Source organism: Ensifer sp. 38_S197 (genome assembly GCF_056924495.1).
Map to the genome: position 1 here is coordinate 189,309 of NZ_JBXOVZ010000001.1, position 17,843 is coordinate 207,151.

General features: G+C 54.5%; 10 protein-coding genes and 1 riboswitch. Of the genes, 8 read left to right on the forward strand and 2 right to left on the reverse strand.

The features are described from left to right. The first annotated feature begins 1 nt into the window (after position 1). Both AC1Z3V_RS00695 and AC1Z3V_RS00700 read left to right on the forward strand, forming a co-directional pair. Positions 2 to 2,221 (forward strand): hypothetical protein, encoded by a 2,220-nt coding sequence (locus tag AC1Z3V_RS00695; RefSeq protein ID WP_483496642.1) that lies wholly within the window; start codon positions 2 to 4, stop codon positions 2,219 to 2,221. Continuing rightward, positions 2,218 to 3,519, forward strand: a complete 1,302-nt coding sequence (locus AC1Z3V_RS00700; protein ID WP_483496643.1) for a glycosyltransferase family 4 protein — start codon at positions 2,218 to 2,220, stop codon at positions 3,517 to 3,519. Before AC1Z3V_RS00695 ends, AC1Z3V_RS00700 begins: the two co-directional genes overlap by 4 nt. A gap of 156 nt (positions 3,520 to 3,675) precedes the next feature. Here AC1Z3V_RS00700 and thiD read toward each other — a convergent pair whose 3' ends face one another. After that, positions 3,676 to 4,485, reverse strand: a complete 810-nt coding sequence (gene thiD / locus AC1Z3V_RS00705) for a bifunctional hydroxymethylpyrimidine kinase/phosphomethylpyrimidine kinase (protein ID WP_483496644.1) — start codon at positions 4,483 to 4,485, stop codon at positions 3,676 to 3,678. A 253-nt stretch (positions 4,486 to 4,738) separates the two neighbouring features. Then, positions 4,739 to 4,841: riboswitch (TPP riboswitch) on the reverse strand. Between the two features lie 841 nt (positions 4,842 to 5,682). On the opposite strand from thiD, the gene AC1Z3V_RS00710 reads away from it, so the two are divergent. From AC1Z3V_RS00710 to AC1Z3V_RS00735, 6 genes are all read left to right on the forward strand, one after another. Continuing rightward, positions 5,683 to 6,852, forward strand: a complete 1,170-nt coding sequence (locus tag AC1Z3V_RS00710; RefSeq protein ID WP_483496645.1) for a glycosyltransferase family 4 protein — start codon at positions 5,683 to 5,685, stop codon at positions 6,850 to 6,852. Between the two features lie 43 nt (positions 6,853 to 6,895). Continuing rightward, a complete protein-coding gene (locus tag AC1Z3V_RS00715; RefSeq protein ID WP_483496646.1) occupies positions 6,896 to 8,509 on the forward strand; it encodes a glycosyltransferase family 2 protein in 1,614 nt (537 codons plus the stop codon). Between the two features lie 139 nt (positions 8,510 to 8,648). Then, positions 8,649 to 9,452: an ABC transporter permease gene (locus AC1Z3V_RS00720; RefSeq protein ID WP_483496647.1), complete on the forward strand. Its 804-nt coding sequence runs from the start codon at positions 8,649 to 8,651 to the stop codon at positions 9,450 to 9,452. 271 nt (positions 9,453 to 9,723) lie between these two features. After that, complete coding sequence (locus AC1Z3V_RS00725) at positions 9,724 to 10,680, forward strand: NAD-dependent epimerase/dehydratase family protein (protein WP_483496648.1); 957 nt, start codon at positions 9,724 to 9,726, stop codon at positions 10,678 to 10,680. 92 nt (positions 10,681 to 10,772) lie between these two features. Beyond that, entirely contained in the window at positions 10,773 to 13,589 is a 2,817-nt protein-coding gene (locus tag AC1Z3V_RS00730) for a glycosyltransferase (RefSeq protein WP_483496649.1), read from the forward strand. A gap of 74 nt (positions 13,590 to 13,663) precedes the next feature. Next, positions 13,664 to 15,718 carry a polysaccharide pyruvyl transferase family protein gene (locus AC1Z3V_RS00735; RefSeq protein WP_483496650.1) on the forward strand — a complete coding sequence of 685 codons (2,055 nt, stop codon included), beginning with the start codon at positions 13,664 to 13,666 and terminating at the stop codon, positions 15,716 to 15,718. Between the two features lie 70 nt (positions 15,719 to 15,788). On the opposite strand, the gene AC1Z3V_RS00740 is transcribed toward AC1Z3V_RS00735, so the two are convergent. Beyond that, positions 15,789 to 17,522: a hypothetical protein gene (locus AC1Z3V_RS00740; protein ID WP_483496652.1), complete on the reverse strand. Its 1,734-nt coding sequence runs from the start codon at positions 17,520 to 17,522 to the stop codon at positions 15,789 to 15,791. Positions 17,523 to 17,843: the final 321 nt, after the last annotated feature.

Here is a 17,843-nt window from a genome sequence, read left to right on the forward strand (position 1 = left end):
CATGCCCAATCCGGAGCTTTCCCTTTCGCCCACCCCTGCACCGCTTGCCCGGATCCTGCGCAGCGGACGGGTCGTGGCGTGCCCGATCGATGAAACGCTGTTGCTCGTGATCGGCGCCGGCGGCCCATTGGCAGATCAGGTGCCGGTGGAGATCGACGAAGACACGACGATCCAGGCGATCGCCTCCATCATCGGCTGGCGGCTTGCCGCGCCGCAGGCATCCGCCACACACGGTTTCGCAGCACTCATCCCTGTCGATCCCGAGAGTGGCACGCCGGCAACGCTGCGTTTCGGTAAGGATGGCGGCGGCAAACGCTACATCGTTGCGCCGCGCACCGTGTCGACCGGAGATGTCGCCGCGATGCTGAAGGAGCTTGCCGGCCCGCAGGTCGTCCATGTGCTTGGCCGCCTGGTGGACGTGTTGATGAAGCCGCCGCTCGATCCGAGGAAGCTTAGCGCAATCACAACCCTGCTGAAGGCGGGAACCGCAAGAGACGGCTATATCGAGCTTCTCGGCGAAAGCCACGACGATGCGATCGCGCTCAAGGGCTGGGCGCATGACATGGCCGCCGGCGTCTGCCGCGCCATCATCAGGGGCGAGAATACGTCTGTCGTCGATTGCAACATTGCGGTTTTCCCACGAAACGATGCACCGGAAGATGCCGTCGGCTTTCTGGGGCTCCTGTCGGCGGACGACCTGCCGCGAGCCCGCGACATCCAGGGCATATTCTATCGCGGCCGCAGCGCCTGGCGCTACCTGGCCGTTCACGAGCGCAAGTTCGTTGCCGGGCCGCTTGAAACGCCGGGACATATTCGCGCGATGCTGCTTCAGAGCCAAAGCGCGCCGCAGGTGCTGTTGCGCCTGCGCGACGCGGCCAATGGCTTCGACGGCACAGAAACGATCTCAAGCCTCCCCCTTCCCGTCCGGTTCGGCGTCGACGCGCTCTACCAGGGGGACGAAGGCACCTTCCTGATCTCGGGCTGGATGCTCGATCCTGACGATCATGTGCAAAGCGTTCGGCTGCGCCGCGGGCGCGCCGAGGCGCGTCTTGATGGCAGGTGGACGCGCACCGAACGGCTGGACGTCGAAGATGCTTTTGCGGACCGGCCGGAATTCAAGAGCGCCATATCCGGACATCGTCGTTCGCATGGTTTCATCGCTTTCGCGGATGGCCTCCTCGGCGACCCGACGGCACCCCTTTACCTCGAGGTCACACTTCGCGATTCCCGCCGCGCCTATATGCCGCTTCACCCGACACGGCTTTTGGCAAGACATGCGGCGCTGCGGCTCTTAAACGCGATCGACCCGACCAGTTGGGCCTTGCCTGACATCGTCGATCGGCAGATCGTCCCGTTCCTCACCGCTGCGCGCGCGAACGCACCAACGATCGAAACCGTCATCGACATAGGCCGGTACGGTGAGGCCGTGGGGGCGGCAATCCTTGTTGCCGTGGGAGACGCCGAGGAGGATTTTGCCCCGTTATTGGGTCTTCTGGCGCTCGAACCGCACACGCGGCAGGCGCCGATTGTGCTCGTGCTGCAATCGGAACAATTTCGCCGCCGCGCCGCCCGTATCCGCCAGCTTGCGGAATTTTATCACCTGCCGCTGCGGCTGGTGTCCGTCGAAGGTTCAGGCGATGCCAGTGACCTGGCTCGGGCCGCGGCGCAGGCAATCGACAATGAGACCGTCATCCTGCTTTCAGCCTCGCTTACGCCTGCCAATCCCGGTTGGTACCAGACGCTTGTTGCCAACTACGAGACAACGAGCGGAAGCATTATATCGCCGACGCTTGCCTATGAAGATCATTCGATCCGCTGGGCCGGCAACACCTCGCTCGAGCGTGCCGATCATCTTCAGTCGAGCCGCTATGCCGGTTATCCGGTTGGCGCCGTGAACCGCCTGAAGCTGACGCGGGTTCAGACCGCCTCGCTCGAATGCTGCATCATGCCGCGCACGGCACTTCTCGATGAGACCGGCGTTTCGCCGACCTATCTCGGCGCGTCGCTCAAGGGGCTGGATCTCGCCTTGCGGCTGAGCCGCCGGGGCTACGAATCCTATTGGCTGCCTGCTCTTCAAATGCTCGGATCGGATGAGGCGTCAGGCGCTGTTTCGCCAGCCACGGCCAGATACGTGGAGCGTGTCGATCAGGCCCTGTTCCGGGGACGCTGGATGCAGACGGTGGAAACAGAAGGAACGGCCCACAACGAGGTTTCGGCATGAGTGAAAAACTCCGCGTGCTGGTCGTTTCGCACGGCCACCCGACCCATTCGCTCGGTGGCGCCGAGATCGCCTCCCACGGATTGCACAAGGCATTGAACGGCCTGCCGGGCATCGAATCGATCTACCTTGCCCGCGTCGGCAATCCCGTGCCGCGCCACGGCGCGTCGGCACTGATGAGCCTAAGGCTGGCGATGGACGAGGTGCTCTACCATGCCGAGGACTTTGATCATTTCTTCCTGTCCAATGGCGATACAGACGCGATCCGCCGAGACCTCTTGCGCTTCGTGGGAGACATCAAGCCGGACATCGTCCACTTCCACCATGTCATGGGCTTTGGGTTGGAAGCCCTCTATGCGGTGCGTGACGCTCTGCCGAAAGCACGCATCGTCGTAACCTTTCATGAGTACCTGCCGATCTGTCACAACCACGGACAAATGGTGAAGCGGCCCTCGGGTCAGCTTTGCAATGGCGCCTCGCCGATCAACTGCCACACGTGCTTCCCGGAAATCCCTGTGTCGCGCTTCGTCCGCCGCGAGCAATTCGTCCGGGGCATGCTGAACCTTGCCGACGCCTTCATCGCCCCGAGTGCCTTCCTTGCCAATCGCTATGTCGAGTGGGGTATCGCCGCCGAAAAGATCTTTGTGATCGAAAACGGCATCGTCATGGGGGAAAAGACGCCCGCCCGCGAACTGCCGACGGCGACGGCACGACGCAACCGCTTTGCCTATTTCGGTCAGATGACCCCTTTCAAGGGCGTGCATGTGCTGATCGACGCCGTGTCGCGCGTGCCGGAGGAGATCTGGGGAGACGATTCGACGCTGATGATTTTTGGCGGCAACCTGGAGCGCCAGCCGACCGACTATCAGGACCGCGTCGCGAAACTGATCGAGGATGCAGGGCGCCGGGTTCGTTTCTACGGTGCCTATCAAAACCAGGATATGCCGCGGCTGATGCGCTCGGTCGACTGGGTGGTGATGCCCTCGGTCTGGTGGGAGAACTCCCCGGTCGTCATCCAGGAGGCGCTGCACCATGGCCGGCCGATCCTGTGTTCAGATATCGGCGGCATGGCCGAGAAAGTTCGCGACCGCCTGGACGGCTATCATTTCCGAGCCGGCAGCGCACAAGACCTAGCGGATCGGATGATCGATGTACTGAGCACGCCGCGATCCTGGGACAACCTTCGGGCAACCCTCAGGCGCCCGATGAGCCATGTCGATTGCGGCCGCGAGCATGTCGCTCTCTACCGGAAACTGCTCAAGGCGGAGCATCCGTTTCACGCCAACGTAGCAGTGGCCTGAACCAAAACCGGGGCACGCCCCCTCAAGCAACTGCAGCCCGCGGACGACGAGCTTCCCGCCTCAGATCATTTCATTACTCTTATTAAACAATGGAATGACCTTACTTTTTAAAGCGGAACATGAACAATGGACCGGCACAAGGTTTCGGGATGGATATTAATCGCCGCCGTTTCCCCACCACTGATGGAAGTGATGAACCGGCCCCCGCCCTTGCCCGATTTTAAACGCAACTCCCGCGACAAGCGCGTCATGCAGATAGGTCTTGGCGGCTACTACTGCGTCTTGAAGCTCCAGCCCACGGGCAAGACCAGCGGCGATGGCGGCTGAGAGCGTGCAGCCGGTGCCATGATCATTCCTCGTCTCGACCCGCGGACGAGACAGACGCAACGCGGTGTCCCCGTTGAAGAGAATATCGACGGCTTCGTCGCCCTCGGCATGCCCGCCCTTTATCAACACTGCACGCGCACCAAGCTTCAGCAGCATCTCCGCCTGCCGCGCCATTTCCGTCTCGTTCTCGGCAATCGCGCGCCCGGTCAGCAGCGCCGCTTCGGGCAGATTCGGCGTCAAAATCAGCCCTAGCGGCAGCAATTCCTCCTTGAGCGTCGCGATCGCATCTGGGCGCAACAAAACATCGCCTGAAGTAGCGACCATCACCGGATCGATGACTGCCATATGCCCATGTCGCTTCAAGCCGGACGCGATCGCCGTAATGGTCTCCTGGCGAGACACCATGCCGATCTTCACCGCGCCAGCGGCGAGATCTGAAAACACGGCATCCATCTGAGCTGTGACGACGGCTGGAGAGATATCCTCGACGGCTCTGACCCCGCGGGTATTTTGCGCCGTGATGGCAGTAATCACGCTGGCACCGTAGACGCCGAGCGCCGAAAACGTCTTCAGATCCGCCTGGACGCCGGCGCCACCGCCGGAATCCGAACCTGCGATAGTAACGGCGATAGCGGTCATGCCTGGCTCCTCTGGAGAGCAGAGATGCGTTCAATGTGGACGAATGCGCTCACAATCCAGGCACCCAAGAAACGGCCCGTTCCCGAGCATCCTCTAGCAATCAACAAGGGAACCGAATGATCGAGCAGGCGCATTGGGCGGCTCGGCTTCCGGAACCGTGCCTCGCGCCATGGTAAACTACGTGTAGGCACCAACGATCTCCCAAAAGCATATGACGGAGATCCAAATGAACGACGGAGGCGCGGCTGATATCCCAAGGAGGCCTCGCCGTTCCTACGCCGGTATGATCCGGATCAGGTACAAGGGTCTGGCTCACCGCCATCTCAGCACCGTCAGGTGCGCCCCTCGGCATGCGTGATTACTGGGGGGCACGAGGCGGGATGTCAACTGCCAGAGTTCAGGGCGGGACACATCGGCTCGATGAGGAAGATGGGCGAATCAAGGTGCTCCGCAATGAAAAAGGCCCCTATTGCCTTGAGAGCGCAAAGGGCCTTCTATCTGAGCGTTCGACTTCACAGACATTCAGACTTTTACTTTTCTTGCCCAGCAATGCAAGCGCTGATCTGAACCTTCAAACTGAACCAGTTTTGGCTAGAGTTTTCCGGTGTCTATTCCTGGCTGGGAAAGGGACGGAAGACGATGAAGGCATCGCAGTTTTCGGACGCCCAGAAGGCGTTCATCCTGAAGCTATTTTTCGCGACTTGACATGTTTGCGACCATTCTCCCGCGCGCTCCAGACCTTGGCGATTCGTACGAGAGCCTAATATCCCCATTCCGGACAATATCGTCCGCGTGGTCGCTGGAACTTGCCAGGGACGCGTTGCGCAACGCGTTGTGGACAAATCGTAGAGAAGAATGTACCTGCAGCCCTCTAAAGTGATCAGTTCGCGTTGCGTGCTGATCGGCCGCAACAACGTTTGCCGTCGAGGCAATGCCAACTAAGGCACGATATGCGATCCAAGGAATACGGGCTCCTGCTCGAGCTGCCGGCTGTACGGAAGAGATCCCCCAGCCCCATCAACACCTGCGAACAAAGCAGGTAACGCCTATTGCGAGCCACGAGCCAGCCAGTATTCCAAAACTACTAGAGTCGTGGAGCATCAAAGTTGCATTTCAATATAGCGGGATACCGATTTCAATCATAGTTGATCTATGGACGCTAATTTGAATTGCCGACGTTAGTAAAGGAAACCAAGAATGTCATCGCGGCTTGGCGAGATTTTGATAGTCACCGAAGAGCTTGCTGGCTTGAACAGATCTGGTGGGATCGGCGCATGCGCGCTGGGTCAAAGCTTACATCTGCAGTCGCTAGGCTACCACGTCGATATTTTAATTACTGATCTGGACTGCAATCAAGCAACACAGCGAGAACTGCTGAGAAACCACAGCGACTTTACAATTCGTTTTCTTCGAGATCTCGTTGACGCAGACGACGTCGTATCACAGCCTGTTGACGCAATATCGAAATCATATTGCGTCTATCGGTATGTCAAATCGCAGAACTATCACGTTGTGCATTTCAACGACTGGCTCGGTTCAGGCTTCTATACGGCAATGGCGCGTCGCCAAGGCCTCATCTCGAGTGTCATCGTGACCCATTTGCATGGTAGTTCTGAGTGGGTTCGGAGGCACAATAAGAACCTTCCTCGCCTTGAAGAGTTCGAAACAGAAGCGATCGAGAAGAGCCAGATCGAAAATTCGGACTTAGTGATCAGCCCAAGCGAGTATCTACTCGATTGGTATGCCGCTTCAGGAATTCGACTCCCAAAATCAAAGGTGTGCAATTGGTTGCTACCCCAATGGTTTAGTGAGGGGTTCAACGGCGACCGCCCCTTAAGTTGTGCACCCGTAGCCTCTGGCAGCATAGATACCCTGATCTTCTTTGGAAGACATGAGCGTCGAAAAGGCTTTGAACTCTTCCTTAGGGCAGTGGCGGCGTTCCCCAAGAGTTTTCAACCGAATTTGGTTTTCCTTGGGCGTTTTGATCGCCTTAACCAGGAGTTCTCCGGTTCTGCCGCCCTTAGAAAGCTACAGGGCTACGGCGGGGAAATTGATTTCGTTAATGACCTACATCAACAAGACGCGATCCGATTCATTCAGAAGGCCACGAATGCGCTCTGCGTGATGCCCTCCTTGGTTGAAAACAGCCCCTGTGTTGTAGGAGAATGCTTCACGATAGGCACACCCTTCATCGCAACCAATGTAGGCGGTATAGCGGAACTCATAGCGCCCGATAGCCGGGAAGCCTGCCTACCGGAAGCCGAACCTAAGGCACTCGCCGACGCAATTCAGCGTGCAGCACTTTTGGGGATCGACCGAATAGAGTCGAACTCTCGTCCCACGTCGGATCAAAGAAGCATGGACTGAAATACATGCGTCGCTGCAGCTACCGGCTGGAGAAATCGCTAAAGTGGAGTTTTCGGACCCCTTGGTCAGTGTTTGCATCACGCACTACGAACGGCCCAAATTTCTTCGACTGGCACTCCAGCAGCTTGAGGCGCAAAGCTACGATAACATCGAAATCATTATAGTTGACGATGGCAGCCAAACAAAAGAGTCTCATGAAGAACTCAATATCATCGAGCGAACTAATTTCCGATTCCCGATAAAAATTCTACGAGAACCAAACAAGTATCTAGGGGCCGCACGCAACACGGCGGCACGTCACGCCAAGGGGGATTACCTACTTTTCCACGATGACGACAATGTCGCCGAAAGGCAGGAAATTGAAATTTTCGTCAGGGCGGCGCTAAGCTCAGGCGCCGATGTGTTGACCTGTCAAGCTTTCGTGTTCCGCGCCGATGACGATCGCGGCCCATTTGTAGATGACATAGAGGGAAAGGAAAGAAGATCTATCGAATTTTACCCAATCGGCATTGGGGGGATCTTTTCCTATTTTCGCAACCGCTTTGGCGATGCGAATGCCCTCATTAAGAAAAGCGTCTTCGTTGAACTTGGTGGTTTTACCGAATTGCGCGGCGTCGGCTTCGAAGACTGGGAACTATTTCTACGGGCCCATGTGATGGGTTACAAGCTAGGGATTGTCCCGGAACCACTATTTCACTACCGCGTCAGCAGCGGCGGTATGTTGGCCACGGGTGATATGGCTCAAAACATCCAAAGAATTTTCGAAGCTGTCGACAGCGTGAGATCAACAACGGATGGCGATCTTCTTCGATACGCCATCAGCAGAGATCTTTCCGAGCAGATTACCGATCTAACTTGGCACAACCTGTCCAAAGAACGCGCGCCCGATCATCACCGCAGGCTGATGAGTATCGACCCCAATTCCCCTGAAGCGCGGGAGATACTTGCTGAACTCGCCGTGCGGCTTGGCCGCACTCGCGATGCTATCAATATTAGCGTGGGCCGGCAGCGCGAGGAGCTCATACGCCAGACATCGCAAGGCAAGTTAAAACCACGCCTTCATAGGCAGGAAATCCGACACGAAACGATCCGGACAGGTGACCGCGGGCAAGGGTATATCCTGAGAGGGTGGCTTGTCGATCGACGTGGTCACCCCCGCGATCTAAAAGCAATGTTGTTTGGCAATGAGTATTTCAAGCCACTGTTAGTGGAGCGCTACGAGCGGCCGGACGTGCAACGCGCCCTGGGTCTGGACGATCCTGCTGATTTGGGGGTGAAAGCACTGCTACAGCGAGAGCGAAATGAACTACTACGAGACAAAATTGCCTTCGCGAGAAGCGCAAAGATTGTGACGCCCAAGTCCGGTCATGCAAAGCTACTATGTGGAGAGTCGCAACTCAAAGGGCACATTGACAATATGGTTGCCTGCGACACAATTCGCGTGTCACTACCCCAGGACGAGAATTGGGAAGGAGAAATGGAAATTGTCACCGGTCATGGGGTAGATGTAGCAGTGAAGTGGCATAGTGCGGCTGTAGAGTTTGGATCACCGCAATCTTACAGGAAGCACTTTGTGATACCTTGCCTAGATCAACGAAGCGACGCTGTCGACATTTATCTGCCGCTTGGCACGTCCGTCGATGTATACTTCTATTAGAACGGCAACGTTTGGCATGGAAAGGAACCTACCGAGGGCAATAGCTCAACTTGCAGGTGTTTCGCTTCGAGAACGATTGCGCTCCCATTCCTCAATAACGAGCAGAAGTACAGTTAAAATACAAACTTAGTGGCTCCCCATGACGAGAAATCAAACCGACCCAACGACCTTGTCTTATGCGTTAAGTCAAAAGTACAACGTGATGAAAGCGGTTGTACTCAGGGATATGCGGACGCGTTTTTTCGATCACGGGCTCGGTTTTCTCATTGTAGCGCTATGGCCATTAGCGCACATGATTATTCTCCTCGGCATCTATCATTTTGCTGGGCGCCAGGCTCCGTTTGGAGATAGCCTCAATGTCTTCTTCGCCACGGGCCTAATCCCGACGCTACTGTTCATGTATGTTTCGCGCTTTATGTCCCTTTCCATAGTACTGAATAGGCCGATGTTGGCCTTTCCTGTAGTTCAAGTGCTAGATATTCTCATGGCTCGAGCTTATCTGGAAATAACTGCGGCATTCCTAACTCTTTTTTTCATGTTTATAATTCTATTGCTGCTAGGCGAGAACCCTTGGCCTGCGAATCCGGAACAGGCCGTTCTCGCTTACCTTTCAACCGCATTGCTCGCCGTCGGCGTAGGTATCTTAGTCGGCGTAATCGCTATGTTCTTCAACTTCGCAGTGACTATCTACGCCCTACTAATGATCTTGGCATACGTCTCCTCCGGCACTCTTTTTGTTACCGCTTATCTTCCTGACCTCATCGCTATTCCGCTATCATGGAATCCGATCACGCAAGCTGTGGAATGGATGAGGACTGCTTACTTCGAGACATATCCCGATCGCCTCTTAGATCGTTCCTATCTTGTCGGCTTCGCACTCACAGCTTTGTTTGGAGGACTACTGCTCGAGCGAGCCTGCAGAAGAATCATGCTGGAGAGTTAGGCGTGATAAACTTGTGGTTTCGTCGACTTCTGGGCGGCCAACAACCAGAAATCGGGCGCGAGGGGCCCTTTCGACCATTTATAGAACGCCGGCGCGCCGCTCCATACACGCAGGATCTCCCCCGAAAGAGCATCAAGCGGTTGACGATCTAGGATCAGAACGATAACACCCGACGGTGTTGCGTTTGCTGTTCCTTCGGCTCGGCGCGTCGCGAGTAAAGTGTAGGGTGTACTCGCTCACCTTGAAGATGATTTCATTGAGAGATTCGGATTTGAAGGAAGATACTTTGAAGAAGATATTAGTTACAGGGGGCGCCGGTTTTATTGGGACACACCTCGTGCGGAAATTATTAGAACTCGGATACGATGTCGTAATTCTGGATAATCTAAGTTCTGGAAAGCTTGCGGACATTCCCCAAGCTGCCGTTTTCATTGAGGGGTCTATTTTGGACAGCCACGCCGTCCAAAGAGCACTTACTGCAGTAGATGCTTGTATTCATCTTGCCGCGGTGGCGTCGGTAGAAAAATGCAACCAGCAGCTCAAGCTCTCACACCAGACCAACATTACTGGCTTTTTGTGCATCGTCGAAGAGATTGTCCGTGCGGGCAAGCCCATTCCATTAGTGTACGCTTCTTCAGCGGCCGTTTACGGAGGAAGTGAGGACCTGCCCCTATCTGAAGAAGGGAGGTGCACTCCCCTATCACCTTACGGAGTCGACAAGCTCTCTTGTGAACTGCACGCGCGTGCAGCATATGAGGTCTTCGGTATCACGACGACCGGTCTTAGATTTTTCAATGTGTATGGGCCGGGACAAGATCCCTTGTCACCGTATTCCGGCGTCATCACAAAATTTGCCGAACAAGTTACGAATGGTCGGGACATCACTATTTTTGGCGATGGGAGTCAGACGCGCGACTTCGTTTATGTCGATGATATCGTTGAAGCCTTGATTTGTGCGGTATCTGCTGCCGCCACAGGGGCTAACGTCATCAACGTTTGTAGTGGGATTGAGACATCCATTAATGAGCTCGCAAAAGCTATGATCAGCGAAACCAACGCCCGCTCAAAGATCGAATATCATGGCAACCTAGCCGGAGAGGTCAAATATTCGAGGGGTTGTGTCAAGAACCTACATAGAACGCTTAGCTATGAATGCCGCACTTCACTTAGGGACGGACTGTCGCGGTTGCTTGGGACATTCGCCGCTAAATCTAAGTCTAATGAATAGATGGTGAGGCTCAACCAAACTTAGAGAGATCGCACGCAGTTAACCCTTCGCTGCGTGACTGCAACAAATGTAGTCGTGCGAGGATTGGATAATTGGATACCAAGATGACTTTCAAAATTGCACTTGTCACCGAGGAGCTGGCCGTCTACGGAAAATCTGGCGGCATTGGTGCGGCGATCTATGAGATGGCAATTATGCTTGCCGAAAATGGACACCGTGTCGATATTCTCTATATACCTAACGAGAACTTCGATGACGCAAGGCGTCGCCGTGCTATCGACGCCTTTGCTGATCGCGGAGTAAAACTAGAGTTTATCGATCCGTCAAAATATGTCTGGAATACTGGAGAAGTTGCAAATAGATCCTACAGTGTTTACAGACATATTAAGGAAGCTAAGAAAAATTACCAATTTATACACTTCCACGACTATAAAGGGCTTGGGTTCTTCTCTTGCTCCGCGAAACGGCAAGGTATTGCGTTTGCAGATACAACGCTGGTTGTTCAATTGCATGGCCCAACGCGCTGGGCACTCCACGCCAATCGAGCACTCTTCACCCACTCCAATCAGATTCTGATCGACTACTTGGAACGCGAAGCGATTCGCCTTGCGGATCACGTCGTGAGCCCAAGTAACTACCTGATCGAATGGCTCCGGGAGAACGGCTTCAAGCTACCCGCAGACGAGCGGGTGCACATGATCAAAAACGTGTGTAGCCAAAGTGTGCGCACTCACCGCAATCGCCATGCCACTGACGAACGCACGAAGATACGTCAGCTTATCTTTTTTGGAAGGCACGAAGCTAGAAAGGGTATTGTTACGTTTTGTGATGCTTTGGATCTGATAGAACCGGTGCTTGCTGAAACCGGTACGTCGGTCTGCTTCCTTGGTGGCCTCGGCGAAGTCAACGGCTGGTCGTCAGGCGTTTTTTTGAGCGAACGATCGCGTAAATGGGGCTTCCCAATCGAAGCGCGGATTGACCTCGACCGCTTGGAGGCACTTGCGTTTCTTGCATCCCGCCCTGCGACACTAGTAGTCATTCCTTCCTCAGCTGAGAACTCTCCGTATACAGTTGTCGAAACATTGGCCGCTGGGCGGGCCGTTCTAACCTCCCGATCTGGTGGAGGAAAAGAGCTTATTCATTCGGACTACCATCCCGACGCAGTTGTCGACGCGGAACCGGAGGCGATAGCCGAACGGCTGAAACGCTTGCTTCGTGAAGGAGCACTAGTTCCACAATTCGCCGAAACACCGGAGGATATATCAGCACAATGGCTCGAGTTCCATTCGACTCATCAGCCTGTTGAAGGCGACGCAGTTCCTTTCACTGCGAAGCCCAAGGTAGTGGTCGGCATTACGCATTTTGAAAGGCCCCGAAAAGTAATCGGGGCGGTGATGTCTGTCCTACGGCAAACGTACGAGAATATTGAACTCGTTGTCGTCGACGACGGTTCACGCTCCAACGAAGCCAAAGAAGCCATACCTCACCTAAAACAGTTGATCGAGCGAACCGGAGGGCGGTTCATTCAGCGAGAGAACGGCTACCTTGGAGCCGCACGTAACACGATTGTCAAGGAAACCACGTCTGACTACGTGATCTTCCTTGACGATGATGACCTCTTACTGCCGGGCGCGGTGGAAAAGCTAGTCGAGGTTGCGAGCCACACTGGCGCCGATATCGTAAATTGTTTGAATCTATACTTGGACGCTAGCGACAGAAGCAAGTTTGAACTTGCCCCAGAAAGCCTGAAGACAAAGGTGTCCTACGTTCCCACGGGTGGCCCAATTTCGTTGTCGCATCTAGCGAACCATTTTGGAGCAGCGACGGCCCTTATTAAAAGATCGTTCTTCGAGAAGATTGGTGGCTATACCGAGATTAAGCGAGTCGGATACGAGGACTATGAGTTCTACCTGCGTGCGGCGCAGCAAGGCGGACATCTGACTATTGTACCCGAACCTCTGTACCTGTACGAAGTCGGTAAACCGAGTATGATTTCTAGCACATCGCGGCTCGTGAACAAACAACGCGTTACGAATGCAATTGATGTAGCGCCACACGCAACCGAATGGATTGATGCCCTTGAACTTGCGGCAGGCATCGAGGCGATCTCAGACGAAAAAAACATGGCGCATTGGCTGTCCTCAAGTTCGCCGCACGCTGCCTTGCTAACCCGAGTGGCCTCAACACGAGACAGCTTACCGGACCACGTTGAGGCCCTTCGTGAATATGCGATTGCGATAAGCGCTTCGTCAGCCGCCCTAGCTTGGGAACGGGCCCTTTGCAAACCGGAGGCCAACAGCGAAAGTAAGATTGAGCGAAGAGCACGCCCAGTGGCAGGTACGTTTGCCCACTGGGTTGCGCGCCATGACACCGGCGAAATCTCTACGACTACCGAACTCGTGACGCTTTGGGCATTGCGTCGTTTCGATGACGCTTCCGCTGAACTTGAGAATTTCCTCGAGAGGACGGGTGAAGCAAACGAGTTCACGATTGAATTCGCCCTCACTCTCGCTAGTTCGCCAGAGTTGAAGGCGAGTCAGGCGGCAAGCTTGTCTGATGCACTCTCGTCAATAACAACGACAGAGAACCTGGTTTTGAAACTTCAGGGCGCACTTACTGCACTTGATATTGCAGCCGGCCGACTTGAAGCAGCAAGAACGGGCCTGGCGTTTATTTCAGCGACTGAAGCTAAAGAGTACGTTGAGCGATATAAGGATCTGCAGGACGCATTCGGAAGTCGAGCAAGTGAGCATGGCCTAAAGCATTACCAAGGTTACGGATTCCTAGAAGGTCGTGAAGGCTTTGAAGTCTTGCGGCGTTTGGCGGTTGCGGTTGGTACACGCAATGGGCGCGAAATTCGACCCTGGCAACTACGCACGGATTTTGACCGGCTGGTTGGCGCAAAATAATGGGCTGATCCGCCTTCGATCTCCGTACTACTCAGCGCAGGTTCCTCTTCATCGTATCAAGCGAGGGCGTCCCAATGATTGAACAACAAGCGAACCATAGGAAAACATCCGCCTCAGGCGCAGAACATTCAGACATCAAGGCTGACGAAGCAGGTGTTGTCCGTCAGCCACCACGTAACGTGGACACTACGGCATTCTTCCATCCGGACGTGACCTTGGCAAAGGGCGACGATGTCGCGTCTCACATTGTTAGACTTGCCGGAAATACTGGTAACGTTCTATTCTGGGATTCGCTGGCTGGATTTTTCAATTATTCGATTAGAATAAAGGACGCTTACGACATCCCCTCCGAGGTAAAGACGCTTGTCCTCAGCATGGGGAACTGGATATCGCCTGATAATGATCTAGGGGCTCATGCACACGCAATAGAGCAATCCAATGTTGAGAAAGTCGTTGTGCTCGGTGCTGGTGCCCAAGCGCAAACGCGTGGCGAGCCAATTTCCCTGTCTGGTGGCACTCGTCGCTTTCTCGACGTGATTGCAGAGCGATCCACATCAATTGGCGTACGCGGCGACTACACTGCCGAAGTTCTTGACGGGTTCGGTGTTAAGAACGTCGACGTTGTCGGCTGTCCTTCCGTTTTTATGATTGATGGCCAGTTTCGGTCAGTGCCGCCTGGCGCTTCGCCTCGTCTTGCGGTTCACACTACATGGCACGGCCACTATCGCGATGCCATCAATGAGTTGCTTCGTTTCGGTCGTGAGAACGACGCGATCTTCGTCGAACAGTCGGAAGTCTCTCTGATTCAGTTTGCGAATAGCCGCAAAATGGATGCTGGTCTTCAGTATCGGTTGCGCCACTATTCCGAGGATCATATTCAATCTTGGAAACTGCTACGATGGCTGAGCGAGCGCGCGGAATTCTATTTAGATTTACAAACGTGGCGCGCTGCGATGAGCCGAGTGGACTTAGCGATTGGTTCTCGTTTCCATGGAAACGTTGTTGCGGCCATAGAAGGCGCCCGCACGTTGTTGCTGACGCTGGATACGCGGACTGAGGAGTTGGCCCAATACTATAATATGCCTCACATGCGCTTTACTGACTTTGACGCGCGTATTACTCCCGAATCATATTACGAACTCGCTGATCCGTCGTTATTTTTGAAGAGCCTTCCTCTAAAGAAACAAAGATTTATAGCCTTTTTGCGCAAGAACGGTCTCCAGCCAACTGAGTCATTTTTACGTGACCAAGCGTCGATTACAGAATCCCACCTCCACGGCGAAGAACACGATTCTCAGGCCGCAATTCGGAGGTTCGATCGGGATGCCCACGCCTTGGGACTTACTCCAGAACAACACGGTATGGAGCGCATGCGGCGGGCGCTGCCTCTAAGAACGCGCGATGAAGGCGAAGCAATCGATCGCGCTGAATTTGTCACCCCCAGATCTGAGCGACTCGGCGAAGTGCCTCCACAAGCACGAGTATCTTGGAGGGCGCGGCAAGGAGTAGCCGACGCGTACTCGCATCAAAATACACCGGTAGCTTACGACGACCGCGGCATGCAAGAACAATGGCAACGTGAAGTCTACATTAACGCAATGCGCTTAGCAGAGGCGAACAACTGTCGCCGGATTGTCGATTTCGGTTGCGGTTCTGGCTTTAAACTTATTAAATACTTTGCCAATTTTGAGACTGTAGGCGTAGAAATCGAACCTGCACTTTCGCAGCTGCACGCTGTTTATCCCGAGAGGGAATGGGTTAGCGGCGAATATGTAACGCCGGATACGTTTAGCGGAGACCTTGTAATTTGCTCTGATGTAATCGAGCACTTATTTGAACCGGACCGCCTCCTAAGTGCTATGTCCGCATCGAGCGCTAAACTGTTTGTCTTATCCACTCCAGCGTTAGAAATTCTTGCGGATCGCGGCCAGTCTAGCAGAATGGGTCCACCGACCAACACATCCCATGTTTTTGAGTGGACAACTACGGAGTTCGCAGGTCTGGTGTCGCAACATTTGGACATTGTCGCGCACACGATAATCAATCTTCGGCAGGCGAGCCAATTCTGCGTAGCTAAACGGAAAAATCAAGAGACACCGATTCAGGTGCCGAACTTTGCGTACGATTAGCTTGGACATCTCGGCCGTCGTCCGACCTGGGGCGTCAATCGCGGTTTGCTGAATGTGATCGGCTGACCGATTAAGGCTCAGGGCTCCAGAAACGTGACATATAGCTCTGATCGAAATCGATCTTTAGGCGTCCGTCGAAGGCGGCCGAGAACTTCATATGCAGAATTCCGGTGCCTTTATCGTACCACCAGCCCTGAAAGGCAACACTGGAACCCTCTAGGTCAAACAGGGAGTTCCGCATATGCGCAACGCTGACCTGAAGTGCCGCATCATAGGCGGGTAGCAACAAGCCACGCTTACCGAGGTTGAATCGTACAATGTTTTTGGCATCGAAATTCTCAGTTTCAACGGTGATCTGCAGCGATCCTCTGGTAGCTGCGAGGCTCTCTGTAAATGAAGCGTTCGTGGGAATAAATGAGCGCAGTGGGTTGTCGGCCACGAGGACGCGATTAAGCGCAGCGTATGGGGCCACGGTCTCATCGACGAGAACCGGGCGGGTGTAAAAGCTATGAAACTGGTTTGACTGAATCAGCAGATCGGCGATCACTTGCCCAGCGGCCGTAGATTTGATGATCACGCCCGCTTCGAGGTTCTGTCGGTTGCCATAGAACTTATTGCCAACAATCTGCTTATATAGCGATTGCCCATTTAGGATAATGCACGCGTTGTCGACGATATTGCCGGAAATTAGCGATGGAGCCCTATGTCCGTCGATGAATTCAATTGCTATCGGGTTCGCGCCAACGCTACCCTCGTTTCCGGGCTGTCCATTCCAGATATGGCCATTCATAACCGATCCGGAGGAATGGATACGAATGGGTATCAGTCCCGTATCGACACTTCCGCCAAGGATTTCGCTGTCAGCGATCTGAAGATCGACGCCAATCCCGGTTCGGGTAGCCCACGGATTATCCTCATAGCTGACAGCGAAGCCCGAAACGCGTGGATTTTGTAGCTTAACGTCCGCGCTATAGCCAACGGGCCCAAGCCGGATACCGTACTCGCGCTGGCCCCAGCCGAGTACTGTCGGGTTGGTAAAGAAACCCTCCTGCGGACGATTGATCAAAACACCATTGGCTACTTGGTTACACTGAATAGTTACATTATTCAGTGAAAAACCCCACAACTCACTGTCCGGGACATCATGTTCCAACACCGCTCGGTTCTGGGCAAATTGTGTAGATGGATCAACAATCATCGTCCCATTGCGGATTTCCAGTCCATCACAGCCCTCGAGTGATAGGGGCCTACTTACGCGATACTGCCGTCCCCGCAAATCAAGGCTTCGTTGGTTGTCGCGCTGGCGGGGAAACGACGGTCGCGTGAGTTTGAAATAGCTCAAAATTGACTGTAACGCGGCGCTATCGTCCACAGCGGCGGCGCCCAAATGCCCATCCCCGGCGGCCCCAGCCGCTAGGGGATCAATACCCAAATCATCGACTCCAAACCATGCCTCAGCATTCTGGAATTTGAGACCATGCGCCGGCTCGGTCCCGACCTTAACGAAGGTCCTGCGTCTATCCTCGATGAAGACCAGCCGGGCATTTGAAGGAACAATGGAGCCCGACGCCCTGTCGAAACTGGCTATACAGAATAGTCCGGTATCCGGCTGTAACGCGCTGTCGGCCAGAGCCCCTTGGGCCGCCGTCGCTAGGCCGGCTCCGTTGTCGAGATGCGAGGCATCCTTGTTTTCGCCTTCGTCGCCGTTCAAGGCAGTGTAGAGGGTGGGCTTGCCGTGCGAAGGTGAAACGCTTCCTTCAGCAGCAGCCAGGAGACCAATTTGTAGCAAAGATCGCCGCCTCATGAAATCTCTCCAGATGCTGGTGATCTTTCAACCACCAAAGCACGCGCTACCAAAATCGTCAGGAAAGCCGATGTTATGTGAATCGCCCAATACTTCACTTAAGTCCACTCGAAACACCAAACGCTCGTCAGCACCGACGCCTTCAAAGACTAACAGTCGCCGTTCTGGTCTCTATCCCCGACTTGACCCCGATGACCTCGGAATGTGCGAGATAGCGCTTGCGCGCGAGATCCCCAAACATGAGTTCGAGGGCCATCAATGGGAACCGTTTCCCAAGCCATTTCGTCACCCTGTTGTTGTAGAATCTAGCTAGTTTCCATC

Bases quoted from the DNA above. Each gene is read 5' to 3' on its own strand.
- AC1Z3V_RS00695 (WP_483496642.1), top strand. From the start codon at position 2: ATGCCCAATCCGGAGCTTTCCCTTTCGCCCACCCCTGCACCGCTTGCC.
- AC1Z3V_RS00700 (WP_483496643.1), top strand. From the start codon at position 2,218: ATGAGTGAAAAACTCCGCGTGCTGGTCGTTTCGCACGGCCACCCGACC.
- thiD (WP_483496644.1), bottom strand. From the start codon at position 4,485: ATGACCGCTATCGCCGTTACTATCGCAGGTTCGGATTCCGGCGGTGGC.
- AC1Z3V_RS00710 (WP_483496645.1), top strand. From the start codon at position 5,683: ATGTCATCGCGGCTTGGCGAGATTTTGATAGTCACCGAAGAGCTTGCT.
- AC1Z3V_RS00720 (WP_483496647.1), top strand. From the start codon at position 8,649: ATGACGAGAAATCAAACCGACCCAACGACCTTGTCTTATGCGTTAAGT.
- AC1Z3V_RS00735 (WP_483496650.1), top strand. From the start codon at position 13,664: ATGATTGAACAACAAGCGAACCATAGGAAAACATCCGCCTCAGGCGCA.
- AC1Z3V_RS00740 (WP_483496652.1), bottom strand. From the start codon at position 17,522: ATGAGGCGGCGATCTTTGCTACAAATTGGTCTCCTGGCTGCTGCTGAA.